The sequence below is a fragment of the Porphyrobacter sp. ULC335 genome (assembly GCF_025917005.1).
Classification (GTDB): Bacteria; Pseudomonadota; Alphaproteobacteria; order Sphingomonadales; family Sphingomonadaceae; genus Erythrobacter.
On record NZ_CP078091.1, the window covers coordinates 1232263 to 1256461 of the forward strand.

23 protein-coding genes are annotated in these 24199 nt (G+C 66.2%); 6 read left to right on the forward strand and 17 right to left on the reverse strand.

Going from position 1 to position 24199, the window contains the following annotated elements:
* The first annotated feature begins 106 nt into the window (after positions 1 to 106).
* The 3 genes from KVF90_RS06040 (at position 107) to KVF90_RS06050 (ending at position 3219) form a co-directional block, all read left to right on the forward strand.
* Complete coding sequence (locus tag KVF90_RS06040; RefSeq protein WP_264393944.1) at positions 107 to 535, forward strand: hypothetical protein; 429 nt, start codon at positions 107 to 109, stop codon at positions 533 to 535.
* Complete coding sequence (ruvB, locus tag KVF90_RS06045; RefSeq protein ID WP_264393945.1) at positions 532 to 1569, forward strand: Holliday junction branch migration DNA helicase RuvB; 1038 nt, start codon at positions 532 to 534, stop codon at positions 1567 to 1569. The genes KVF90_RS06040 and ruvB overlap by 4 nt, the downstream gene beginning before the upstream one ends.
* 243 nt (positions 1570 to 1812) lie before the next feature.
* Positions 1813 to 3219, forward strand: coding sequence for a hypothetical protein (locus tag KVF90_RS06050; protein WP_264393946.1), 1407 nt, complete (start codon positions 1813 to 1815; stop codon positions 3217 to 3219).
* Positions 3220 to 3296: 77 nt separating this feature from the next.
* Here the strand turns inward: KVF90_RS06050 and KVF90_RS06055 are convergent, their stop codons facing one another.
* The 3 genes from KVF90_RS06055 to KVF90_RS06065 form a co-directional block, all read right to left on the reverse strand.
* The gene (locus KVF90_RS06055; protein ID WP_264393947.1) at positions 3297 to 3821 is read right to left on the reverse strand and encodes a rhodanese-like domain-containing protein; all 525 of its coding nucleotides are present in this window, start codon (positions 3819 to 3821) and stop codon (positions 3297 to 3299) included.
* 7 nt (positions 3822 to 3828) lie between these two features.
* The gene (gene acnA / locus KVF90_RS06060) at positions 3829 to 6501 is read right to left on the reverse strand and encodes an aconitate hydratase AcnA (RefSeq protein ID WP_264393948.1); all 2673 of its coding nucleotides are present in this window, start codon (positions 6499 to 6501) and stop codon (positions 3829 to 3831) included.
* 117 nt (positions 6502 to 6618) lie between these two features.
* Positions 6619 to 7509, reverse strand: coding sequence for a DMT family transporter (locus KVF90_RS06065; protein WP_264393949.1), 891 nt, complete (start codon positions 7507 to 7509; stop codon positions 6619 to 6621).
* Between the two features lie 157 nt (positions 7510 to 7666).
* Here KVF90_RS06065 and KVF90_RS06070 point away from each other — a divergent pair, with 157 nt between their 5' ends.
* Positions 7667 to 9100 (forward strand): L,D-transpeptidase family protein, encoded by a 1434-nt coding sequence (locus tag KVF90_RS06070; protein ID WP_264393950.1) that lies wholly within the window; start codon positions 7667 to 7669, stop codon positions 9098 to 9100.
* A gap of 73 nt (positions 9101 to 9173) precedes the next feature.
* Here KVF90_RS06070 and KVF90_RS06075 read toward each other — a convergent pair whose 3' ends face one another.
* From KVF90_RS06075 to ispG, 5 genes are all read right to left on the reverse strand, one after another.
* Complete coding sequence (locus KVF90_RS06075) at positions 9174 to 9875, reverse strand: murein L,D-transpeptidase catalytic domain family protein (protein WP_264393951.1); 702 nt, start codon at positions 9873 to 9875, stop codon at positions 9174 to 9176.
* Between the two features lie 69 nt (positions 9876 to 9944).
* A complete protein-coding gene (locus KVF90_RS06080; protein WP_264394700.1) occupies positions 9945 to 10838 on the reverse strand; it encodes a histone deacetylase in 894 nt (297 codons plus the stop codon).
* 37 nt (positions 10839 to 10875) lie between these two features.
* Positions 10876 to 11421 (reverse strand): manganese efflux pump MntP family protein, encoded by a 546-nt coding sequence (locus tag KVF90_RS06085; RefSeq protein WP_264393952.1) that lies wholly within the window; start codon positions 11419 to 11421, stop codon positions 10876 to 10878.
* The gene (locus KVF90_RS06090; RefSeq protein WP_264393953.1) at positions 11418 to 11921 is read right to left on the reverse strand and encodes a thioredoxin family protein; all 504 of its coding nucleotides are present in this window, start codon (positions 11919 to 11921) and stop codon (positions 11418 to 11420) included. The genes KVF90_RS06085 and KVF90_RS06090 overlap by 4 nt, the downstream gene beginning before the upstream one ends.
* Positions 11918 to 13075 carry a flavodoxin-dependent (E)-4-hydroxy-3-methylbut-2-enyl-diphosphate synthase gene (ispG, locus tag KVF90_RS06095; RefSeq protein WP_264393954.1) on the reverse strand — a complete coding sequence of 386 codons (1158 nt, stop codon included), beginning with the start codon at positions 13073 to 13075 and terminating at the stop codon, positions 11918 to 11920. The genes KVF90_RS06090 and ispG overlap by 4 nt, the downstream gene beginning before the upstream one ends.
* A 102-nt stretch (positions 13076 to 13177) precedes the next feature.
* Between ispG and KVF90_RS06100 the strand changes: the two genes are divergently transcribed.
* Positions 13178 to 14116 carry an alpha/beta hydrolase gene (locus tag KVF90_RS06100; RefSeq protein WP_264393955.1) on the forward strand — a complete coding sequence of 313 codons (939 nt, stop codon included), beginning with the start codon at positions 13178 to 13180 and terminating at the stop codon, positions 14114 to 14116.
* Here KVF90_RS06100 and KVF90_RS06105 read toward each other — a convergent pair.
* Both KVF90_RS06105 and KVF90_RS06110 read right to left on the reverse strand, forming a co-directional pair.
* Entirely contained in the window at positions 14113 to 15063 is a 951-nt protein-coding gene (locus tag KVF90_RS06105; protein WP_264393956.1) for an SDR family NAD(P)-dependent oxidoreductase, read from the reverse strand. The genes KVF90_RS06100 and KVF90_RS06105 overlap by 4 nt on opposite strands.
* 16 nt (positions 15064 to 15079) lie before the next feature.
* Complete coding sequence (locus KVF90_RS06110; RefSeq protein ID WP_264393957.1) at positions 15080 to 15592, reverse strand: GNAT family N-acetyltransferase; 513 nt, start codon at positions 15590 to 15592, stop codon at positions 15080 to 15082.
* A gap of 75 nt (positions 15593 to 15667) precedes the next feature.
* Here KVF90_RS06110 and KVF90_RS06115 point away from each other — a divergent pair, with 75 nt between their 5' ends.
* Complete coding sequence (locus KVF90_RS06115) at positions 15668 to 16759, forward strand: isoaspartyl peptidase/L-asparaginase family protein (protein WP_264393958.1); 1092 nt, start codon at positions 15668 to 15670, stop codon at positions 16757 to 16759.
* An 82-nt stretch (positions 16760 to 16841) separates the two neighbouring features.
* Here KVF90_RS06115 and bla read toward each other — a convergent pair whose 3' ends face one another.
* The 7 genes from bla to KVF90_RS06150 are packed head-to-tail and all read right to left on the reverse strand — an operon-like array spanning position 16842 to position 24154.
* Positions 16842 to 17774 (reverse strand): class A beta-lactamase, encoded by a 933-nt coding sequence (bla, locus tag KVF90_RS06120; protein ID WP_264393959.1) that lies wholly within the window; start codon positions 17772 to 17774, stop codon positions 16842 to 16844.
* A complete protein-coding gene (locus KVF90_RS06125; RefSeq protein ID WP_264394702.1) occupies positions 17771 to 18658 on the reverse strand; it encodes an RDD family protein in 888 nt (295 codons plus the stop codon). The genes bla and KVF90_RS06125 overlap by 4 nt, the downstream gene beginning before the upstream one ends.
* Positions 18659 to 18712: 54 nt before the next feature.
* Positions 18713 to 19786, reverse strand: coding sequence for a stage II sporulation protein M (locus KVF90_RS06130; RefSeq protein ID WP_264393960.1), 1074 nt, complete (start codon positions 19784 to 19786; stop codon positions 18713 to 18715).
* Positions 19783 to 21156: a DUF58 domain-containing protein gene (locus tag KVF90_RS06135; protein WP_264394704.1), complete on the reverse strand. Its 1374-nt coding sequence runs from the start codon at positions 21154 to 21156 to the stop codon at positions 19783 to 19785. Before KVF90_RS06135 ends, KVF90_RS06130 begins: the two co-directional genes overlap by 4 nt.
* A gap of 15 nt (positions 21157 to 21171) precedes the next feature.
* Positions 21172 to 22134: an AAA family ATPase gene (locus KVF90_RS06140; RefSeq protein ID WP_264393961.1), complete on the reverse strand. Its 963-nt coding sequence runs from the start codon at positions 22132 to 22134 to the stop codon at positions 21172 to 21174.
* Positions 22131 to 23462, reverse strand: coding sequence for a DUF4350 domain-containing protein (locus tag KVF90_RS06145; protein WP_264393962.1), 1332 nt, complete (start codon positions 23460 to 23462; stop codon positions 22131 to 22133). The genes KVF90_RS06140 and KVF90_RS06145 overlap by 4 nt, the downstream gene beginning before the upstream one ends.
* A complete protein-coding gene (locus KVF90_RS06150) occupies positions 23459 to 24154 on the reverse strand; it encodes a hypothetical protein (protein ID WP_264393963.1) in 696 nt (231 codons plus the stop codon). Before KVF90_RS06150 ends, KVF90_RS06145 begins: the two co-directional genes overlap by 4 nt.
* Between the last annotated feature and the right edge of the window lie 45 nt (positions 24155 to 24199).

Sequence of the window (24199 nt, forward strand, 5' to 3'; positions counted from 1 at the left end):
CAGGATGGATGCTGAAACAAGTTCAGCATGACGAAATTGCTGATTTTCCGCCTCCTTACCGTCACCCTGAACTCGTTTCAGGGTCCATCTGTCGGAGCCGGATTGGATGAACCTATTTCGGAAGCAGTCGCAAACCGAAGCCTATGCGGCAGAGCTGTCGGGTTTGTTGATCGGGCAAACGGTTGTTGTGGCGCGCGGCGAAGGCCAATGGTCTTTTGCCGTGGGATCGCAATTCGTCATGACCACTTATGGCTGGCGCCTTATTGGTTCCAAGTCCATCATAGTTACCAGCGATGACGACGGCCATCAATACGGCCTGCCCTCTCCAGTCGATTCGGAGAAATCGGCCAATGACGCGCTCACCGGAGCGAAGATTGTGGCTGTAGAGGTTGACACACGAACTGGTGATTGCACCTTGAGAATTGGCGACGTGTTAACCCTTCAATTCCTGACGATGTCCATGGGTTACGAGACGTGGCAACTGTATCGGGACGGGGAGTTCTTCGGAGCGGTCGGCAATGAGGGACTGCGATGACCACCCCCGACACCCCCCTCCACACCCCCACCCGCCAACCCGGTGACCCGGACGCCGCCCTGCGCCCGCGCCGGCTGGCCGAGTTCGTCGGGCAGGAAGCCGCCAAGGGGAACCTTGCCGTCTTCATCGCCGCCGCGCGCGCGCGGGGGGAGGCGATGGACCATACCTTGTTCTTCGGCCCCCCGGGCCTTGGCAAGACCACGCTGGCGCAGATCATCGCGGGCGAACTGGGCGTCGGCTTCCGCGCCACCTCCGGCCCGGTCATCGCCAAGGCTGGCGACCTTGCCGCGCTGCTCACCAATCTCGAACCGCATGACGTGCTGTTCATCGACGAGATCCACCGCCTCTCGCCCGTGGTCGAGGAAGTGCTCTACCCGGCGATGGAGGACCGCGCGCTGGACCTCATCATCGGCGAGGGGCCGTCGGCGCGTTCGGTGCGGATCGACCTGCCGCCCTTCACCCTGATCGGCGCGACCACCCGGCAGGGCCTGCTGACCACGCCGCTGCGTGACCGCTTCGGCATCCCGGTCCGGCTCAATTTCTACACGCACGAGGAGCTGGAGCGGGTCGTCACCCGCGCCGCAGGGCTGCTGGGCCTCGCCATCGCCCCTGACGGCGCGCATGAAATCGCCCGCCGTTCGCGCGGGACGCCGCGTGTCGCAGGGCGCTTGCTCCGCCGCGTGCGCGACTTCGCCGATGTTGCGGGGGCGGCGAGTGTCACCCGCCATGTGGCCGACGAGGCACTGACCCGGCTGGAGATTGACCGGCTTGGCCTCGACGCCATGGACCGGCGCTACCTCACCATGATCGCAGGGATATACAAGGGCGGCCCGGTCGGGATCGAGACGCTGGCCGCCGGTCTCGCCGAACCGCGCGACACGGTGGAGGAGGTGGTCGAGCCCTACCTCATCCAGCTCGGCCTGATCGCGCGCACGGCACGCGGGCGGGTGCTCAACGATGCCGGGTGGGCCCATCTGGAGCTTACTCCACCCAGAGAATCACCCCCCAGCCAGTCCACACTGTTCGAGGACTGAGTCCCGCGGCCACCGGCGCTCCGTGTTAACCTTTAGGCTAACGGAGCCCCCTTTTTCGGTACCAGTTCGGGACAGCGCACCCGAAAACCACGTGATTCTGTGGGAGTCAGGGCGTCTCCGAGGGTCCGGCATGGTTAATCGCCATTGCCCCTGTGTGCCTTATGTCATCAGTAGAGCACTGGATTTGGAGGAGGTGCGGGCAGACCCCGTTCCCACCGCCACAGGCAAACAGGGTATCTGACCATGTCGCTCAAACTGGCCATCGCGAAGCTTTCCGCCGCTGCTGCGGGTGTCGCATTGTTGCAAGGCGGCGCGGTGCGCATGGCCGAGCCGATGAACACCGACACGCCGGATTTCTCGACCAATATCGACGGCAAGCTGGTGCAGGTCGATCCGGTTACGGGCGCGCGCTACATCAAGACGCGCGAGCGGATCATCCCCGATGTCGAACAGCGTCGCCGCCGCATCGTCGAGCGGACCATCGAATGCCAGCCGATCGGCCCGGCAGGTAACGTCGCTGCGGCGAGCGTGCCGGCTGGTGCGATCGAAGCCTATATCGACACCAGTGAATGTCCGCCGCTGGCGCAGGTTGCCTATATGCCTGCGCCGCTTCCGCCGCTTCCCCCGATTTCGGGCGGTGGCGGGCCGGGCGGCGGTTGGGGCGGCGGTTTTGGCGGAGGCGGTTTTGGTGGCGGCTTCGGCGGCGGCTTCTTCGGCGGGTTCTTCGGCGGCGGCGGTTCCTCCTCGGGCGATGTGTCGGTTTCGACCACCACGTCGACCTCTGGCGGCAGCAGCAGCGGATCAAGCGGCGTGATTGTCGATATCGACATCGACAATTCGACGTCCACCACCTCGTCTTCGGGCCAGGTGAGTTCGACGACCACGTCTTCGTCGGGTCAGATCAGTTCCTCGACCGGCCAGGTGTCGACCTCGACGTCGACCGGCCAAGTTTCGAGCAGCACCGGTGCGGTGTCGAGCACCAGCACGTCGGGCAATGTCTCTTCTTCGACCGGTGCAGTGTCGAGCAGCACGGGCGCCGTGTCGTCGAGCACCGGCGCGGTGTCGAGCTCTTCGGGCAATGTTTCGAGCAGCTCGGGCAACGTGTCGAGCTCCTCCGGCAACGTGTCGAGCAGCTCGGGCAATGTCAGTTCCTCGACCGGCGCGGTGTCCAGCTCGTCCTCGTCTTCGTCTTCGAGCTCCTCGTCGTCCTCCTCGTCTTCGTCGTCGTCATCTTCGGGCGGCAGCAGCGGCAAGCCGGGCGGGAGCTCGGGTGGTCATCCCGGGACAACGTCCTCGGGCGGTTCGGGCGGCAGTTCGTCGTCGTCCTCGTCGTCGGGCAGCAGCTCCTCGTCATCGGGCGGGGCGACCAGCGGCGGCAGCACTTCGGGCGACATGACGAGCAGCACCAGCAGCTCGTCGTCTTCTTCGTCGTCGTCCTCGTCTTCGGGCAGCAGTGGCTCGTCGGGCAGCAGCGGGTCTTCGGGTTCGAGTTCCTCGAGCGGAAGCAGCAGCTCCTCGTCTTCGTCCTCGTCGTCTTCCAGCAGCAGCTCTTCGTCCTCGGGCGGTCACGATGTGCCCGCGCCGCCCATGACGATCCTGTTCGGCCTCGCCGCCGCTGCCATCCTGGGGCGGCGCAAGTTCCTCGGCTGAGGCGTACCGCACACACAAAACAAAAGGGGCGGCCTGTCATTGGCCGCCCCTTTTCGTTTGCAATGAGGTGAAGCGCTTTAGGGCTTGTCGACCGGCTGGCCGGCGGCTTCCCAGGCGAGCATCCCGCCTTCCAGATGCGTCGCCGGTTCACCCGTCACCGCCGCCAGCTTCTCGCCCGCAACCGCGGAACGACGGCCCGAGCGGCAATAGAGCACCACCTCGCGTCCGTCCGACAGATCGAGCGACGCCGGATCAAACTGGTCGAGCGCGATGTGCTCGGCGCCGGGGATCATGCCCTCGGCCACCTCGGCATCGGTGCGCACGTCGATCAGGCGGAGATTGCCGTCCCTGATCCTCGCGGAGAGTTCTTCCGGAGACAGCGCAATCAGCGCCGCGGGCGCGGGAGCCTCGGATGCCGCAGCGGTATCATCATTGCCGCCCGCTCCGGTTCCAAGCCCCGCAAACGCAAGTTCGAATCCGAGCGGTGCGGACGGCGCTTCGCCCCTGTTATCCGGCCCGCCCCCACACGCCGCCAGCCCCAGCATCAGCGGCGCTAGCGGCAGGGCCGGGGCAAACAGAAGAGCGAGGCGGCGCGGTGTCATGTCCTCCTTATGCCGCAAGCTTGCGCAGAACGTAATGGAGAATCCCGCCGTGGCGGTAATATTCCATTTCATTTGCGGTATCTATGCGACACAGCGCGGTGAAGCTGAAGGTCGATCCGTCTTCGCGGGTGACCTCGACCGTGATGTCCTGACCGGGCACCATGTCGGCCAGACCGCGGATCGAGAAGGTGTCGGTCGCGGCCAAGCCAAGGCTCTGGCGGGTGTCACCTTCCTTGAACTGCAGCGGCAGCACGCCCATCCCGACGAGATTGGAGCGGTGGATACGCTCGAAGCTCTCGACGATCACCATGCGCACGCCCAGCAGGATCGTGCCCTTGGCCGCCCAGTCGCGCGACGACCCGGTTCCGTATTCCTTGCCGCCGATGACGACCAGCGGTGTGCCGGCTTCCTTGTGCTTCATCGCCGCGTCGTAGATCGCCATGGTCTCGCCGCCGAAGGTCGAGAAGCCACCTTCGACGCCCGGGACCATTTCGTTCTTGATGCGGATGTTGGCGAAGGTGCCGCGCATCATCACTTCGTGGTGGCCGCGGCGCGAGCCGTAGGAGTTGAAGTCCTTCTTGGCGACCTGGTTGGCCATCAGGAACTTGCCGCCTGGGCTGTCTTCCTTGATCGAACCGGCCGGCGAGATGTGGTCGGTCGTGACCGAATCGCCGAGGATCGCCAAGGGCTTGGCATCGACGATGTCCATGATCGGCGCGGGGGTCATGGTCATGCCCTCGAAATAGGGCGGGTTGGCGACATAGGTCGAACCGGCGCGCCACTGGTAGGTGTCCGAAGGCTCGACCGTGATCGCCTGCCAGTGCTCGTCACCGTCATAGACGTTGGCGTAGCGGCTGACGAACATCGAACGGTCGATGTTCGCGGCGCGGTTGGCGGCGATTTCGGCGTTGGTCGGCCACAGATCGGCGAGCATCACCGGATCGCCGTTCTGGTCGTGGCCGATCGGGGTGGTGGTGATGTCCTCGGTCACGGTGCCCTTCAGCGCGTAAGCCACCACCAGCGGCGGCGAGGCGAGGAAGTTTGCGCGCACGTCGGGGCTGACGCGGCCTTCGAAGTTGCGGTTGCCCGACAGCACGCTGGCAGCAACGATATCATTGCCGTTGATCGCGGCGCTGATCGGCGCGGCGAGCGGGCCGGAATTGCCGATGCAGGTGGTGCAGCCATAGCCCACGAGGTCGAAACCGACCGCGTCCAAATGCTCCTGAAGTCCCGACTTCACGAGGTAATCCGTGACCACCTGCGAGCCCGGCGCCAGCGAGGTCTTGACCCACGGCTTGGGCTTCAGCCCCCGCTCGTTCGCCTTCTTGGCGACCAGACCGGCAGCGATCAGCACGTCGGGGTTGGAGGTGTTGGTGCAGCTGGTGATCGCGGCGATCACCACGTCGCCATCGCCGATGTCATGCGCAGCGCCTTCGACGCCTACGCGCGCGGCGGCGGACTTGCCGTAGACCTTGGAGAGGTCGGAATTGAACAGATCGTCGACCTCTTGCAGGATCACCTTGTCCTGCGGGCGCTTGGGGCCGGCGAGGCTGGGGACGACGGTGGCCATGTCGAGGCTCAGTGTCTTGGTGAAGACCGGCACGTTGGCGGGATCGAACCACATGCCCTGTGCCTTGGAATAGGCTTCGACCAGCGCGATGTTCTCTTCGCTGCGGCCGGTGAGGCGCAGGTAATCGAGGGTCTTGTCGTCGATGCCGAAGAAGCCGCAGGTCGCGCCATATTCGGGCGCCATGTTGGCGATGGTGGCACGATCCGCCAGCGTGAGGTTGGCCACGCCCGGGCCGTAGAATTCGACAAAGCGGCCCACCACGCCGACATTGCGGAGCATCTGCACGCAGGTCAGCACCAGATCGGTCGCGGTCACGCCTTCGGCCATCGCGCCTTCAAGGTAGAAGCCGACCACTTCGGGGATCAGCATCGAAACCGGCTGGCCGAGCATCGCGGCTTCCGCCTCGATCCCGCCGACGCCCCAGCCCAGCACGCCCAGACCGTTGATCATGGTGGTGTGGCTGTCCGTACCGACGCAGGTGTCGGGATAGGCGACCATCATGCCGTCCGGGCCTTCAGACGACCACACGGCCTGCGCGAGGTGTTCGAGGTTCACCTGGTGGCAGATCCCGGTGCCCGGGGGCACAGCGGTGAAGTTCTGGAAGCTCTTGGAGCCCCACTTGAGGAAGTCATAACGCTCGGCATTGCGCTCGTATTCGAGCGCCATGTTGGCTTCCATCGCCTTGGGGTGGCCGAATTCGTCGACCATCACCGAGTGGTCGATCACGAGGTTGACCGGCACCAGCGGGTTAATCTTGGCGGTATCGCCGCCCAGCTTCTTGATCGCATCGCGCATCGCGGCCAGATCGACCACGCAGGGCACGCCGGTGAAGTCCTGAAGCAGCACGCGCGCCGGGCGGTACTGGATTTCTTCGCCCGTCGAGGGGTTGTTCTGCCAGTCGACCAGCGCCTGAATGTGCGAGCGCGCCACGGTGAAACCACCATCTTCGAAGCGCAGCAGGTTTTCCAGCAGCACCTTCATCGAGATCGGCAGCTTGCTGATGTCGCCCAGCTGCTCGGCAGCTTTCGCGAGCGAGTAATAGGCATATTGCTTGCCGTTCACGTCAAGCGTCTGGCGGGTGCCGAGCGAATCCTGGCCGATTGCGGTCATGGGGGGTTCCGTCCTTTTGATTGACCCGCCCCCGATCCACCAAGGGCGCGGTATATGTCGGCGCTCCTGCGCTGCCTCGCGCGCGAGGTCAAGGGGGGTTCCCTTGCGTCTTTTGTCTTAGTTGGCAGGGATCGGCGCAGGCCGGGCAGGGCGCGTCGCCAGCCAGCAGCCGGTGACGATCAGCGCGGTTCCCGCCAGTGTCGGCCACGTCACCGGCTCGCGGAAGAAAAGCCACCCAAACAGCGCGGCCCAGACGAAGCCTGAATACTCGGTCGGCACCAGCACATTCGCCTCCGCGCGGGCATAGGCCCAGGCGATCGAGAGCGATCCCGCCACAGTCAGCGCGCCCGCGGCCAGCAGCGGCATCAGCGCCTCGCCCGCCGGTGGCTCCCACAGGAAGGGGGCAAGGATCAGCAGCACCACGCCCCCGACGCCTGAATGGAAGGTCGCGATCTCCAGCGGGCCTGCAACCTGCGCCTGTTTGCGGATCACGATGAAGTTATATGCGTAGAGCATCGCCGATATGAACAGCGCGGCGACACCCAGCGCAGCGCGCTCGTCGAAGGCGCCTTGGCCGATCCGCCCGCCGACGATCACCAGCGTCCCCGCAAACCCGAGCACGCTCGCCCCGATGGCGGCGCGGCTGATCACCTCGCCCAGCAGGACGCGGGCAAGATAGAGCGCGATCAGCGGCGCGATGAAACTGAGGGCAATAGCCTCTGCCAAGGGCAGCAGGGTGAGCGAATAGAAAAAGGTCAGCGCCATGAAGGCCGAGACAATCCCGCGCTCGATATGCAGCTTCCACACCGCCCGCGTCGGCATGGCAGGCCCGCGCGCCAGCCAGACGGGTCCGATCAGCGCGGTGCCGATAAAGGCGCGCAGCACTGTCGCCGTATAGGCGCCGATCAGCAGCGCGGCCTCTTTCATGAAAGCGTCCATCAGCGAAAGGAAGCCGACCCCCGCCAGCGCGACGACAAAGGGCAACAAGGCGTGATGGCTGGGGCGCATGGCCGGTCCCATAAGCGCATGCGGCTCCAAGGTCACGCCTGTGAACATTAATCCAGGTGAAAGCCAAGATGGTTGATAGGGGGATGGCGCTGCGCGTAAGATAACAGCGACGATTATGCGGCCGGATGCGGCAGCATGGGGCGAAAAGGCGACAGGAATGATCAGGTTTTCGGGCAAACTCGCAGGCGGCGCCGCCGTGGCAGCGCTGGTGGCGACAGCAGCTCTGGCGCAGGACGGCACGGCTGTGAGCCGCGGGATGATCCCCGGCGGCGAGAATTATGGCGGCCCCGCAACGGTGCAGGTTCCCGCGCCGACGCCCGCTCCGGCCCCCAAGTCCACCGACGCCTTTGCGCAGGCTTTCCCACAGACGGTGTCAGAGCCTGTGGTGCAGGGCGGCCTCCGCATCGCCGCGCCGCTGGTGCAGAACTGGACCGTCGGGCAGGCCGCGCAGCTGGTCGCGCTGATCGAAGGCATCGGGGCCGAAGGGCTCGATCCCAAGGACTATGACCTCGCGCCGCTCAAGGTCGCGCTGGCCTCCGGCCCGTCGAAGGAACTGAACGAGCTTGCCTCGCAAAGCTTCATCTGGCTGGTCGAGGATCTGCGCGACGGGCGCACCCCGATGGAAGCGCGCGAGCAGTGGTTCGTCGTCGATCCCGACCGTGACCTGAACCCCGCCGGCAACGTGCTGGCCGAAGCGATCAGCACTGGCGACATCCGCGGCACGCTGATGAAGCTCAATCCGACCCACCCGGATTACGCCAAGCTCAAGGCCGAGCTGGCGAACACGCCTGCCAGCGCCACCTCGAAGCGCAAGCTGATCCGCGCCAATATGGACCGCTGGCGCTGGCTGGCGCGCGACCTCGGCTCGCAATACCTCATCACCAATGTGCCGGAATTCCAGCTGCGGCTGACGGTCAAGAACCGGATCATCAGCACCTATCGCACGATCGTCGGCAAGCCGGGGCGCACCGCGACCCCGCAGCTGGCCGAAGTGGTCGAAGGCGTGGTGTTCAACCCGACCTGGACGGTGCCGCAGTCGATCGTCAAGGGTGAAGGGCTGGGCGCGAAAGTGCTCGCCAACCCCGCCTGGGGCAAGCGCAACGGCTATGTCGCGACCAAAGGCGCGAATGGCTACATCACTGTGGTGCAGCAGCCCGGTCCGGGCAATTCGCTGGGCATGATGAAGCTCGAAATGCCCAATGCGCACGCAATCTTCTTCCACGACACGCCGTCACGCCATCTGTTCGCATCGGACTTCCGTGCGCTGTCGCACGGCTGCGTGCGCACCGAGCGGGCGCTGGAACTGGCGATGACGATGGCGATCCTCGGCAAGGGCGCGACCAAGGACGAGGCCGTGGCGATCTCGACCTCGGGCAAATACACCAAGGTGATGCTCGAAAAGCAGTGGCCCGCCTACATCACCTATTTCACGATGGCCTCCGACATCAACGGCCAGATGGCGACCTTCAAGGACATCTACGGCCGCGATACGCCGGTGCTCGCCAGCCTCGACAAGCCGCGCGTGCGCAACCGCAGCAATGTGGTGGATGACGAGGTGATCGTGATCGAGGACGATCTGCAGGATAGCTAGGCAGAGGGGGCTTCCGGCCCTCTCTCCTGACTAAACACTTAAATCCGGATTGTTGTCGGGGCGGCGAAGCGCCTCAGAACGCGCTGGCGGCGGCGCTGGGGCCGAAGTCGAGCGGCTGGCGGTCAATCATTGCCAGTTCGGGTAGCGGCTGAATGCTGCCGTCTTCCTCCAGTCCGAGGCTGTCTGCGAACAGCAGCCGCCCGCCGGACAGGTGCATCAGTGCCTCGCGGAACTGTGTGGTGCCCATCGCAAAGCACCCGTTCGAGCGCCCGAGCCGTCCAAACCTTTCGAGATGCGAATTCTCGGCATAGTCTGCGTGGTGCATCACAATGTAGCGTTGCAGCGCTGCATTGTTGCTCTCGTCGAGCCCGCCAAGCCGCACCGACGTACCATACCGGCCCTTGTACCATTCCCAGGTGACATAGGCCCCGCGGCTGGTCGCGTTCGAGCCTTCGGTGTTGGAGAACTGCTTCAGCCAGCCATCATGCTGCGGGTCGGAGCCCTGTCCGTGGCTGACGTGATAGGACTGCACCTCGCCGCGTTCGAAATTGACGAAGTGGAAGCGCGGCTTGGCCGAATGCAGACCGAAATCGGCGATACCGACAATGTCGTGCTTCCAGATCGCATTGCCCGCACGCAGCAATTCGCGTTTGGCGATATCGAACAGGATACGGTCGCGCGGTGTGCCGGACGCAACAGAGGCGAACAGGCGCGATGGCAGCGCCAACGCCGCTCCCGCTGCCAAAGTGCCTTTCAGAATGTCCCGACGTTTCATTAGGACCTAACGTAACCCGCGCGCGTCAGGTTCCCAATAAGGGCGTCAACGGTTCATCGCAGCTATGGCTCAATTCGTGGGGGAAGGTGCCGGAAATGCGCTGTTCGCCGCCGCCATTGTTAACATCGAGGCCGCATGGCGCGCGGCAACAAGGCGCGGATCGTCGCCATAACCGCCCCCCAAGGCGCTGGCGACCGGCAGCCCAAGCCGACGGGATTCTCCGATGACGAAGCGATCGCGCAGTGCCAGTCCTTCGTCCGTCAGCGCCAGCCGCCCGAGCTTGTCGTCGACATGCGGATCGACCCCTGCCTGATACAGCACGAAATCCGGCGCGAAGTCGGCCATGACCTGCGGCAGGTGGCGGGTGAGCGTCTCCATATAGCCATCATCATCCAGCCCATCGGGCAGGGCGATGTCGAGGCTGGAGCGCGCTTTCCTGACCGGGAAGTTCTTTTCGGCGTGGAGCGACAGAGTGAAGATGTCCTCACGCCCCGCGGTGAGGCTGGCGGTGCCATCGCCCTGATGCACGTCGCAGTCGACGATCAGCACGCGGGCGGCATGGCGCTCGGCGATCAGGCGGTTTGCGGTGACGGCAAGGTCGTTGAACACGCAATAGCCTGCGCCGGTGTCGTGCAGCGCATGGTGGCTCCCGGCGGCGGAGTTGGCGGCATAGCCATGCGCGCGGGCCAGCTGTGCGGCGAGCCACGTGCCGCCATTGGTGTGCCGCACGCGGGAGGTGATCGCGGGCGTCACCGGAAAGCCGATGCGCCGTTCCTTGGCGCGGGGGACTTCGGCGCGGAACACCTCGTCGACGTAATCGGGGCAATGCACCGCTTCGAGCCATTCGCGCGGCATCGGTTCGGGCGCGTGTTCGGTGATGGGCGCGCCGCTTTCGCGCAGTTGCTCCATCACGAGGTAGTATTTGTCGAAGCGGAAGGTGCCGCGTTCGGGGCGCGGGGCCATATAGTCGGCGTGGTGGACGACGTGGAGCACGGCCCGCTCAGAGCCAGCCCGAATGCTCGGCGAGGATCTTGCAGCCCAGCCCGATCAGGATCACGCCCCCGACGCGCTCGGCCCATTGGCCCCAGCGATCACCCGCTATGCGGCCCAGCCACACGCCCGCCCCGCTCATGGCGAACGTCACGATCCCGATCAGCGCGGCAGCTACGGGGGGTGCGATGCTGAGCGTGGGCAAGGTGATCCCGGCGGCGAGCGCGTCGATGCTGGTCGCCACACCCGCCAGCAGCAGCGCGCGGCCGGTCAGCGCATGGGCGGCTTCATCCTCGCCGACATGCCCGCCAAGCATCCTGACGCCGAGGAAGGTCAGCAATCCGAAGGCGATCCAGTGGTCGAATGCCTCGACATAGATCAGCGCCACGGCACCGATCACCCAGCCTGCGAGCGGCATCAGCGCCTGGAACACCCCGAAGGTGAGCGCGATAGCGAACCCGCCGCGTGCCGAGGGACGAAATTTCGCGCCCTGCGTCAGCGCGACCGCAAAGGCGTCCATCGCCAGGGCGAGGGCGAGCAGCAGGGCGGCGATCATGCCGCAGGGCGGTCGGACAGCGCGAGGAGCTCGGCGAAGATCGCATCCTCGCTGCGGCTGGCTGCATTGCGCCAGCTAGCGGCGGTGTCGAGGTTTACGGGTTTACCCTCGGCAGTGAGCACGACCAGCGCGGGCGTTCCCGTCATCTCCGCAAGGCCGAAGCGCCGCGCCACATCGAGGTTATGCCCGTCGCCGGACTGCGGCAGGCCGACATTGACGAAGACCAGTTCGTAACGCTCGGCCAGCAGCGCAGTGAAGCGCGGGGTTTCGAGCCATCCGGCGAGCGCGGTGCTGTCGTGGCACCAGTTCGCGCCGAACACCACCAGCACGCGCTTGCCACTGGCGGCGGCGCGGGTGAGTGCGGCATCGACATCGCCCATCGCATTGGCGCTGACGGCATAGGACTTGGCATCGGGCCGCGCCGGGGCTGCCACTTCGGGCGTCGTCGCGCAGGCGGTGAGCGCCAGCGCCAGACTTGCGGCAATGGCGGCGCGGATCACTCTGCGGCTTCGGCGGCTTGTGCAGGCGCGGCGTGCGGATCGAAGGCGGTTGCCTCGCCCGCTTCGATGGCAGCGGCCTTCTCCTCGACCAGCCGGACGATGTGATCAAGCATCGCTTCGTCATCGATCGCATGGGCCTTCATGCCCGAAAGATAGACCATGTGCTTGCCATTGCCGCCGCCGGTCAGGCCGATATCGGTCTCGCGCGCTTCGCCGGGGCCGTTGACGACGCAGCCGAGCACCGAAAGGCTCATCGGGGTCTTGATGTGTTCGAGCCGCTTTTCCAGCGTTTCTACCGTGCGGATCACATCGAAGCCCTGCCGCGAGCACGAGGGGCACGACACCACCCGCACGCCGCGGGTACGCAGGCCCAAGGCCTTGAGCATGTGGTAGCCGACCTTGATCTCTTCTTCCGGTTCGGCCGATAGCGACACGCGGATGGTGTCGCCGATACCGGCCCACAGCAGCGAGCCCATGCCGATGCTGGACTTCACCGTGCCGCCGATCAAGCCGCCCGCCTCGGTGATGCCCAGGTGCAGCGGGCAATCGACCGTTTCGGCCAGCCCGTGATACGCGGCGACCGCGAGGAACACGTCGGAGGCTTTCACCGCCACCTTGAATTCGTGGAAATCGTGGTCCTGCAACAGCTTGATGTGATCGAGCGCGCTTTCGATCAGCGCTTCGGGGCAGGGCTCACCGTATTTTTCGAGCAGGTCTTTCTCGAGGCTGCCCGCGTTCACGCCGATGCGGATCGCGCAGCCATTGGCCTTGGCGGCGCGCACCACTTCGGCGACGCGGCTCGCCGAGCCGATATTGCCCGGGTTGATGCGCAGGCACGCCGCGCCCGCGTCAGCCGCTTCCAGCGCGCGCTTGTAGTGGAAGTGAATGTCGGCAACGATCGGGATGCGCGCGCCGCGGGTGATCTTCTTGAAATCGCGGGTCGATTCCTCGGTCGGGCAGGAGACGCGGATAATATCCGCACCCACTTCCTCGCAGCGCCGGATCTGGTCCAGCGTGGCGCGCACGTCCTCTGTAGGGGTGTTGGTCATGGTCTGCACGGTGATAGGGGCATCACCGCCAACGGGGACATTCCCCACCATGATCTGGCGACATTTGCGCCGTTCGATCGTGCGCCACGGACGGATGGAAGACATGGCACACCATATAGGCGGCAAAGCGTTGCGGGGCAATGACCAGTCGGCGCGCTTGACTTGGCCTTGCGGCGAGGCACTCTGTCGCACCAAAGGGGAATTAGCATGTTGACCCAAAGTGCCATCGCGCTGCGCAGTGCCACGCCGAGCCTGCTGATGCGGGCGATCAAGTTCATCGTGGCGCGGGGCAAGCCGGTCTTCCCGCATGACGCGGAAGGCTTTCACCGTGCGATGGCAGGCAGGCGGCTGCCGCCGGATGCGCCGATGCCCGCCAGCTTCCACAGGCGCTTCATCGTCGAGGAGCGGGAGGTGCTGGGCAGCCCGGTGGTGACGTTGCACCCCAAATCGGGGCCGGGTGCCTGGCACATGCTCTATTTCCACGGCGGCGGGTTCGTGCAGCCGATGTTCAAGGTGCACTGGCCGCTGGTCGCCGAAATGGTGAAGGCCTGCGGGATCAGTGTCACCGTGCCGCTTTATCCGATGGTGCCCGAGGCGCCATATACCGCCCAGGACGACCTCGCCGACGCGGTCTATGCCGAGCTTGCCGCCAGGCACGATCCGGCGCGGATCATCCTCAATGGCGATAGCGCGGGCGGGCATATGGCGCTGGCACTGGCCTTGCGGCTGGTGAAAGCGGGCGGGGCGCTGCCCGGCAAGCTCGCTCTGTTCGCGCCGTGGCTTGATCTCGGGCTGGCCGACCCGGCGATTGCCGCGGTGGAGCCGCATGACATCATGCTCAAGATTGGCACGCTGCGCGCCTGCGGAGGCCTTGTGGCGGCAGGCCGGGCGATCGATGATCCGGCAGTCAGCCCGCTCTACGCCGCGCCCGAAGACCTCGCCGCCCTCCCGCCGACCCGCATCTGGACCGGGCGGCATGACATCTTCATCGTCGATTCGCGCAGCTTCCTCGGCAAGCTGCGGGCCGCCGGGGTGGACGCGAAACTCTACGAATACGAGGCCGCGCCGCATGTCTTCATGGCGATCCTCCCGACCCGCGAGGCGAAGGATGTGATCGGGTTGATGCGGGAGTTTATCGCGAGCTAGCTCGGATACTTCACCCCGGTCAGCTCCTCGCTCAGCTTCCAGAGCTGGTCGGCGAAGCTGGGGTTGAGCGCATAGCTGCGCACCCCGCCGGTCGAGGATTCTTCGTCCACCTCGGCGACGTGGCAGTCCTCGCAATAGACCCCACCCTTACCTTCCAGTTCGGGCGCGGTTGCCGCCCAGCAGCTGGTCGCCGCGCCTTGCGGGATGGTCTTCCATGCGAAGCCCGTGTCGCTCTTGGAGATGCGCGCCATCAGGCCATCGCGCATTCCCTGCGTCATGTGGCGGCCGAGGTTGGTTTCGATTCCGCCCGGGTGGACGGCGTAGGCATGGATGCCCAGCACCGCAAAGCGCTGTTCCAGCCCCACGCTGAACAGCACGTTGGCGGTTTTGGACTGGCCGTAACTGGACCAGGGATCATAGGGACGATGCGTGAAATTGGGGTCGTCGAAATGGACTGGCCCCATATGGTGCCCACGGCTCGACAGGTTGACGATGCGCTTGGCCGTCCCGCGCTCGATCAGCGGGAACAGCTCACCCGTCAGCGCGAAGTGGCCCAAGTGATTGGTGCCGAACTGCATCTCGAACCCATCGGCGGTGTGGGTGAAGGGCGTGGCCATCACGCCGGCATTGTTGATGAGGATGTCGATTTTGGCGAACCGCTGGCGCGCCCGCGACGTCGATGCGCGGATGCTGTCGAGCGAGCCGAGGTCGACGGTGATGGTGTCGAGCTGCGCATCGGGCGCCGCGGCGCGGATCGCGGCCTCCGCCTCGTCAAGCTTGCCCTGATCGCGCCCTGCCATGATCACGTGAGCGCCCCTGGCTGCCATCGCGCGGGCGGTTTCCTGCCCCAGACCGGAATTGGCGCCGGTGATGAACACAGTCATTCCCGACAGGTCGATGGCTCCGAGCACCTCGTCCGTGGTGCTTGCCCAACCGAATCCGCTCATCGCTTGTCTCCCGTGATTAAAGCTTCAGTTCGTATAGGAATTCCGGATCGATATGTTCCCCCACCCGGAAGGTGATGTCCGCAATCTTGCCGAAGCCATGCCGCTGGTAGAAGCGCTGGGCGCCGAAATTCTCGGCATAGACCGAAAGCAGGATGGCATCATGGCCCGCGTCCCGCGCGACCTCAAGCGCCCAGTCCATCAGCTGTGCGCCAATTCCGGTGCCGGTGTATCCGGGCAGGGCATAGAGCTGGCCGAGCTCGATCGGATCGCGCGCGTCCGAATATTCCACGAACTTGGTCGGGTAACGCAGCTTGCAGAAGGCGACGAGCGCGCCGTCATCCTCGACCAGGCGGTGGGTGCAGCTGTCGCCCGCGATCTCTTCGCCAACCGCTTCCGGATTGTGGACTTCGGCCAGAAAGGCTTCGAGGTCTTGCGGGGTGTAGAGATGGCCGAAGGCGGCGACGAAGGTCTCTGCGCCAAGCTTGGCAAGCTCCGGGGCATCGGCGAGGGTGGCGGGGCGCAAAATCATGGCGCGGGCCTTAGCGTGCGGGACGCGTGCTGTTAAGCTGGCGAAACGGCGAGGGCCGCGTTACACCTTCCGGCCATGAAGAAACTCATCGCGCTGCTCGCTCTCGCCCTCTTGTCCCAACCTGCCTCCGCTCAAGACGCGCCCAAATGGTCGCTGGCGATCCACGGCGGGGCAGGGACGCTCGATCCCAAGGCGATGACGCCCGAAAAGCGCGCGGCTTACGAGGCGGATTTGCAGCGGGCGCTGGATGCCGGATCAAAGATCCTCGCCGAGGGCGGCGCCGCGATGGACGCGATCAAGGCCGCGATCATCATCATGGAGGATTCGCCGCTGTTCAACGCCGGCAAGGGCGCGGTGTTCACATGGGACGGGACGAACGAGCTTGATGCCTCGATCATGGACGGACGTGACCGCTCGGCCGGGGCGATTGCCGGGGTCAAGACGGTGAAGAACCCGATCCTGCTGGCCGATACCGTGCGCACGCAGAGCGAACACGTGATGCTGATGGGCGCTGGCGCGGAAGCTTTTGCGGTGGAGAAGGGCTTTGCGGTCACCCCGCCCGAATATTTCGCCACCCCCGCGCGGCGAGAGGCGCTGGAGCGGCTGAAGGCGGAGAAGCTTTCGGCGCTGGATGTCGACCACAAGTTCGGCACGGTCGGCGCGGTGGCGCTCGACCAACAGGGGAACCTCGCTGCGGGCACCTCGACCGGCGGGATGACCGGCAAGCGGTGGGGCCGTGTTGGCGATGCGCCGGTGATCGGTGCGGGGACCTATGCGGATAACCGCGCCTGTGCTGTGTCGGCAACGGGGTGGGGGGAGTATTTCATCCGCGTCGGGGTGGCGCATGAGATTTGTGCGCGGCTGCGGGTTCAGCGCGAGCTGCTGCCCCGGCAGATGGGCATCGGGGATCCTCATCGTTCACCGACGCCGATGAGCCACTATTACCAAGTGCTCGCCAGATCGGATCAAGGTGCTGCCGATGCAGTGATGGCCGACGTTGCCTCGCTCGGCGGTGACGGCGGGGTAATCCTCGTCACGCCCGAGGGCGAGGCGATCTTCAGCTTCAACACCACCGGCATGTATCGCGGCCGCGCGACCAGTGCAGGCGTCAACGAAGTGGCGATCTTCGGCGGCGAGGAGAAGGCGTCGGCGACGCCGGATCATTGAGCCAACCTCCGTTCGCCTCGAGCGTAGTCGAGAGGCCCGTCAAAGGTGTCTCGACTTCGCTCGACACGAACGGGGTCTGGTATCAGTAAATCTTCCCCACCAGCGGCAAACCGCGCTCCGGCTCGGCGAATTCCTTGATGATCCGGCCCACGCGTGACAGCGCAAGTTCGGCGCGGGCCTGCATGTCCTCGACCGGGCCGCGCGCGCGGAAGTAGCAGGCGAAGGTGATCGGCGGCTGGCCCTTCGGCCCTTCGGCGAAACCGATGTCGATGTAGTTGTATTCGGTGCCGATCAGCCCGCTGCTGCCGGTCTTGTCGCCCGCCACCCAGCCTTCGGGCAGACCCGCGCGCACGCGGCGAAGGCCGGTCTCGGTCTCGACCATCCAGCTTTTCAATTCTGCTCGCTCGGCCTCGGGCAGCACGTCGCCGTAGACGATCTTTGCCACGGTGCGCGCCATTGCGGCGGGCGTGGTGGTGTCGCGGAATTCGGCGGGCGGAACGTTGTTCATTTCCGGCTCGTAACGGTCCACCCGGCTGACATCGTCGCCAATCGAACGCCAGAACGCGGTGATCCCCGCCGGGCCGCCCAGATTGCGCAGCAGGATATTGGCCGCCGGATTGTCCGAAGTGGTCTGCGTTGCCCGCGCCAATTCGCGCAAGGTCGCGCCCGCCGCGATCCGTTCACGCGTGAAGGGCGCCCATTCCAGCATGTCCGCCTCGGTCCACGTGACCCGCTTGTCGGCGTCGATCATGCCAGCCGCATGGCGTTGCAGCAGCAGCGCGGCGAGCGAGAACTTGAACGAGGAGGCGTGCCCGAAGCGCCGGTCGCTGTTCAGCCCCACCGATGCGCCGGTGGCGGTGTTGTAAAGCTCGACGCCGAGTGTCCCGTTGCCCGCCGCCTCGATGATCCGCAGTTCCGCCGCCAGTCTGCCGGCCGGGCTTTGATCGGGCGGGATGCACGCGCTCGCCCCCAGTGCCAGCGAGCCGCCGATGAAGAACCGCCGATCGATCATCATGAGAACTTGTCCGCCTTGCGCTTGCCGAACCGCATGTCGGCCTCCAGCCGCTCGCGCAATTGCGCATAGAAGGCCTCGAGAAAAGCCCTTTCGTCGCCCGCGCCCGGATCCCAGCCGATCTTCCGGCAGATCGTGGCGTGGACGGTGGCGAGCGCCTCGGGCGGGGAGTCGCGCAGCATCCGCTCCAGCGTTTGCAGTTCCTTCTCGCCATAGATCGACAGCTCGGCCTCGCCGAAATCGTAACGCACGCCGGTGACCTCGCTCGCCCCTTCGGCGGTGGCTGCGCCCTGGGTGGAAAGCACCGCTGCCAGCTTGCCGCGTGGCCGCTCGACCACCCAGGTGCCGGCGACGATATCGCCCGCGCGCAGGGCATCGCGGTTGAAGAACGGGAATAGCAGGAACAGCAGAAACCAGCCGGTCAGCACCCAGCCGAGGCTGCCGATATCCTGCCCCGTATCGGCCAGCACGGCCAGCACCGACAGCGTCACCAGGGGATAGAAAATCTCGATATCGCGCAGCAGGTTGCGTGCGATCACCGCTTCGGGCGTAAGCCGCGCGCCGCCCCGGGCGGCGATGCGGATGCCGGTGATGCGCTTGCCGAGCGTCGCCCCGCGCGGGCCCAGTTCCTGCACCAGAAAATAACCGTACCACCAGGCAAAGATGAACAGCACCATGATGATCCCGAGGAACTCCAGCGCGCCTCTCGACAGCTGCTCGGGGTCGAGCGCGCTGCCAGCCAGCAGCCCTTCGGCGATCCACACCAGCAGCAAGGCTACGGCGATCAGGGAGACGACGATGATCATCACATCGATGATCAGCGCGCCTGCGCGGCTGGCGCGCGGGGCGATGGTGATCGGCAGCGTAAGCCCTTCAGGCGTGATCAGCGTACGTGCGCGCCGGTCGTCGCGAACGGCGGCGCGGGGGGGGCTTGTGCGCGGTCATCCGGCCTCCTGCGCAGCGGCATCACCGGCGGGGCGGTAGAGAATGAAATAGCTCAGCCAGAAGGTCAGCATCGTACCGCCGATCACGAAGCGGCTGCCGGTGTCCTCGACCAATTGGCGCGGGTAGGCTTCGAGTATCGCGGCCACCACCATCATGATGACCACGCCCACCATCACCACCGCCGAGCGGCGCCCGGCGGCAGCAGCAGCATCGAGCACCGGAAGCTTGCCGGGAAAGGCCATCGCCCGCCCGATATGCAGCCCTGCCGCGCCCGACAGCAGAATGCCGAACAGTTCGGTTGTGCCGTGCACGCTGAGCCACGCGGCCAGTTCCACCACCAGCCCCTGCCCGTTGAACAGCCACAGCATCGCGCCAAGCAAGGCCATGTTCTGCACCAGCAGCATCAGCGAAGGGATGCCGAAAGCAAAGCCCAGCGCGAAGGCGAGGATGCAGACGCCCGAATTGTTGCTGAACAGCTGCGCGGCGAACCCGGCGAGGCCCGCTGCCCCTTCATCATGCCCGAGGCTTTTCAGCAGTTGTTCGCGGCTTGCCCCCGGCACGCGCGTCTCTCCGGCCCCTGCGGGGAAGAGGCGGTAATACCATGCCTCGTCCTGCGCCACGAGCAGCCAGCCGACGATGGTGCCAGTGACCATGACGAACAGCGCGATGCAGATATCGAGCCACAGCGCGCGGACGGCGCGGCTCCATCCGCCCAGCAGGAACCCGCGCAGCCAGCGAATGAAGCCCTGTCGAGGGCCATAGACCTGGAACCACGCGCGCTGCACCAGCGCCTCGAGATAGGCGAGGGTCGCCGCGTCCAGCGATGTCTCGCGCGCCACCGACAGGCTGGATGCGGCGGTGCGGTACAGCGCGGGCAGCGCAATCAGATCGTCATCGGCGATCCGTCGCAATCCGCCGCGTTCCATGCGGGCGAGAATATCCTCGAGCCTGCGCCAGTCGCCCTCGCGCTCCAGCCGGAAGCGGTCGGAACGCAGCGCGGCGCTTTCGATGTCGGGCGGCGCGGCAACCGCACCCCGTCCGAACCACGATGAGATGATCGGTGCCTTCATCCTATCGCCTCGCTGCTTCGGATCGCCAGATAGCGGTCGATCAGGCGCGGGCCGATGGTTTCCCACGGTGCTTCGAGCACGTCGATGCCGAGCCGCCGCAGCCGGGTCAGCACCAGCTTGCGCTGCTGGGCAAGGCTGTCGGCGGTGACCGACCGGGCGAGCGTCGCGATGTCACCCGGCGGTGCGGCGACAAGGTCTTCAACCTCGCTGTCGGTCATGGTGACGAACAGCACCAGATGCTTGTTCACCAGCCGCCCGAGGCTCTCGACCATCAGCTCTGCGGCGGTCGGATCGGTGAAGTCGGAGAATATTACCACCAGCGAGCGGCGCTTGAGCTTGGTGGTGAGCGTGGCGAGGGCGAGCGTGAAGTTCGGCTCCACCGGCTCGTAATCGAGGCCCGCCGCCGCGCTCTGCAAGCGGTGGAAGGCGCGGGCGTCGCCGATGAAGGGCGTCATGATCTGGGGCCGCCGGGCAAAGCCAAACAGCGCGACCTTGTCGCCGCCCTTCAGCGCAACATAGCCGCAGGTCAGCGCGGCGGAAACCGCGCGGTCGATGCGGGGGAGCCCGTCCACCGGCTCGCACATCGCCTGTCCGCAATCGAAGGCGAAAACGATCTGGTTGTTGCGCTCGCTCTCGTTCTCGCGGGCGAACAGGCGGGTGTGACGCGCGCTCGCCTTCCAGTCGATCCGGCGCCGGTCCATGCCGGGCTCGTACTCGCTCAATGCCTCGAACTGCGTGCCTTCGCCCCGGATGCGGCGGGCGATCAGGCCGATCTGGGCGTTGCGCAGGAAGGCCTGCAAATCGGGCGAACGCACCGGCGACAGGTCGGGCCAGATGCGGATGGTCTTGTCCAGCGGATAGTCGACATGCCGCGCACCGAGCCGCAGCGGGCCTTCCCAGCGCATCCAGGCGCGTGCGACCGTGGCCGTGCCGCGCCGGGCGGGGGTAAGCGTGGTCTCGCCGCGCCAGCCCGGTGCGAGCGGATCGGGGGCAAGCGCGAAGGTCACACGGCCATCGGGTGCAAGGCGCGGGTCGCATTCGAGCGCTGCCTCGGCGCGCGAAGGCGCACGGCCGGCAAAGCGCGCGGTGATCGCCAGCACGCTCGGCTGACCGACTTCGATATCCTCGGCCGTGCGGATTTCCCAGCCATCGAGCTTGCCCGTCATCACCGCGTCGAGCGCGATCAGCAGCAGCAGCGCGCCCCCCATCAGCGGCGCGGCCACCCATGCGCCGGGCGCGGTGGCGGCGATCAGCACGGCCACCGGGGCGAGCGCGGCCGCGATCCACGCCGCGCGCTCGGTCGGCGCGACGATCAGCAGCGGCCGCAAGGGCAGCAGCAGGATATTGAGGACAAGGCGAAGGACGCGGATCACGTCAGCGCCCGATCACCGGGGGGCCTCGGTTGCTTCGACCAGTTCTGCGACCAGCGCCTCCATGTCGCGGCCTTCGATCTCCGCGGCGGGGCTGAGCGTCAACCGGTGGCGCAGCACCGGCACGGCGAGCGCCTTGACGTCATCGGGGATGACATAGGCGCGGCCCTCTAGCGCGGCGCGGGCGCGGGCGGCCCCGGCCAGCAGCACGGCGGCACGCGGCGATGCGCCGACGGTCAGTTCGCTGTGGTCGCGGGTCGCGCGGATCAGGCGGACCACATAGGTGGTGATTTCGTCCGCCACCGTCACCTGTGACAGCGCCGCGCTGGCAGCACTAATGCCGGCCGCATTGGTCACCGCCACCACGCCGAGATCGGCGGGACGCTGCGGGCCGCTGCGCTGGCCATAGGTTGCCACGATCCGCGCTTCCTCGTGCTCGGCAGGGTAGGACACCAGCAGCTTGAAAAGGAAGCGGTCAAGCTGGGCCTCGGGCAGCGGATAGACACCCTGGTTCTCGATCGGGTTCTGAGTGGCGACGACCATGAAGCTTTGGGGGAGCAGATGCGTCTCCCCGTCCAGGGTGACGCGGCGTTCCTGCATGGCTTCGAGCAGCGCGGCCTGGGTCTTGGGCGGGGTGCGGTTGATCTCGTCGGCCAGCAGCAGGTCGCAGAAGATCGGGCCGCGGGTCAGGGTGAACTGGCTGGTCTGGAAGTTGAACAGGTTCGATCCCAGAATGTCGCCGGGCAGCAGATCGGGCGTGAACTGGATGCGCCCGAAATCGAGGCCCAGCGCCGTCGCAAAGCTATTCGCGAGGAAGGTCTTGGCCGTGCCCGGCGGGCCTTCCAGCAGCACGTGCCCTTCGGACAGCAATGCCACCAGCAGCATGTCGACCATCGCCTCCTGCCCGACAATCGCCTTGGCGATTTCGGCGCGGATGGCGTCGGCAAGGCTCCGGACGTCGTCGAGTGTCATGGTCATCGGGTGGTCTGTCCCTGTTGCAATTTGGCGTTGAGATCGTCGAGGCTTTGTGCGGCGGCGAGAATGTCGGCGGGCTTTGTCGCCGCTTCCATCCGCGCGGCGCGGCGGGTGAAGGGTTCTTCCATCGGCAGACGGCGGGCGAGGGCGTCGTCGATCGCCTCGGGCTCGGCGCGTGACAGGCCAAGCCGCTCCGCCAGACGCCGCGCGGACAGCGCCGCGTAGGGCTTGGCCAGCAGCCTAAAGCGGCGCGCGCGGATGATCAGCCCCGCGCCATTGGCGATCAGCTGGCGCTTGCCGAAGGCGATGTCGGGACCAGCCGGGGAGGCAGCCGGGCCAAAGCGCATGAAGGCGCGCCAGCCGACGATCAGCAGCGCGACCAGCAGGCTCAGCGTTGCGGCGAGGAAGGGCGGGCGGAACGCGAGCGTCAGCAGGTTCTCCGCCGCGCCGAAGCCGTTCAGCGTCATATCGAAAGTGATGTAATCGATCTCGCCATCATAGGTCAGCTCGTCCACCAGCGCGATAGCGGCGGCCGCGCGCGCGGGATCGGCGAGGCCGTAATTGTTCACCAGATCGGGCTCGGCGATGAACATGACGGGATAGGCCTCCTCGTCCGGTTCACCGTTGGCATAGGGAACGACGGTGTAGGCCAGCACCCGCCCCGCGCTGTCGGTAATCAGCGCGTCATGCGGTGCGATGGGCTCTGCATAGAGCGTCGGGGAAGCGGGCAACGCGCCAGCTTGACCCATGCCGCTCCAGCGACCGGGGGGTGTCGGCTTGGCGGGTTTGGCGGGTCCGACACCCATCGCAACATCGGGAACCGTGATCTTGGTTTCCGGGAAGACCTTGTGCTTGAAGCTGTACTGGCCGGGCAGCTCTTCGGGCCAATCGGACGGGTTTGCCGGGCCGAGCATGACCCAACCGGGCTTGAACTTGTCGCGGGCTTCGGAGGGCAGCAGCGGCGGGGGCGGTATGGCAGACCACTTGGGCATGATGACCAGCGTCGGCCCCAGATAAGCGCGCTTTTCGAGGATTTCGGCGATGGCCTCGGCTTCGGTATTGGGGGTAGGGGCGATGATCAGCAGCCCATCGGTCTCCAGCCCCTCCGGGCTGCGCGAGCGATCAACCGAATAGTCCTTCGCCTCGGCCAGCCGAACGAGACCGACATAGCCGTTGAGGCCCGTTGCCGCGGCATGGGCCTGCCCGTTCCCGCGCTGGTCGGCAAATTCCTCGCCCGCGCCAATTAGATAGAGCGCCGCCAGAAACAGCGCGAATCCGCCCGCCACAAGGGCAAAGACGCCTGCCTTTGAGAATGCGCCGCCGCCCTTCACGCGGTTTTTCCCGGCTGATCGAGCCGCGCCAGAGCGAATTGCGCATAGGCGCCGCGCGCAGCTTCCCAATCGGCGCGGTCGAGCGCGCTGAGCGCGAACAATGATCGTTCCACCCGCGCGGCGATCACGCCGAAGGCGGTGCGCGCGGCTTCGGGCAAGGCAGGTAGCACGGCGAGCTCGCGCGCGGTGCTCGACGGTTCGACCCAGTCCGGCCGCACCGCCGCGATCTGGCCTACGCTGCGCTGGAGCAACAGGTGCGTCGCCTCGTCAAAGCGGCCCTCGGCGGCGAGCCTGTCGGCATCCTCGAGCAGCGCGAGGCTCGCCGCTTCGTCGGGCCGCCACTCCTCCTCAGCGCCGTCAGTGCTGGGCCCCTTGCGGCCGAACCCGGGGGCGATCAGCCGCACCAGCAGCACTACCGCCAGCAAAACCACTGCGCCGAGCAGCACCCATTGCAGCCACCACCAGTTGCCGCCGAGCGCACGGCCCAGCGGGGCAAGCAGATCGCCGAGGAATGACAACAGGTCCACGAGCATCTTCTCGAACCAGCCGGGTTGGCGGGGCGGGATTTCGGGGATCGTGACGGGTGCGAACTGCACATCGCCATCGGCACGCAGCGCTTCCCACCCGGCGGGGGGTGATCCGCCTGAATTGGCTGTTGATTCGGAAGGCGTTGTTGCGGCCGTTGCGGTCATCCCGTCACGATTGGTGGCACGCCGTCCGCGCAGGCGCAACGGGAA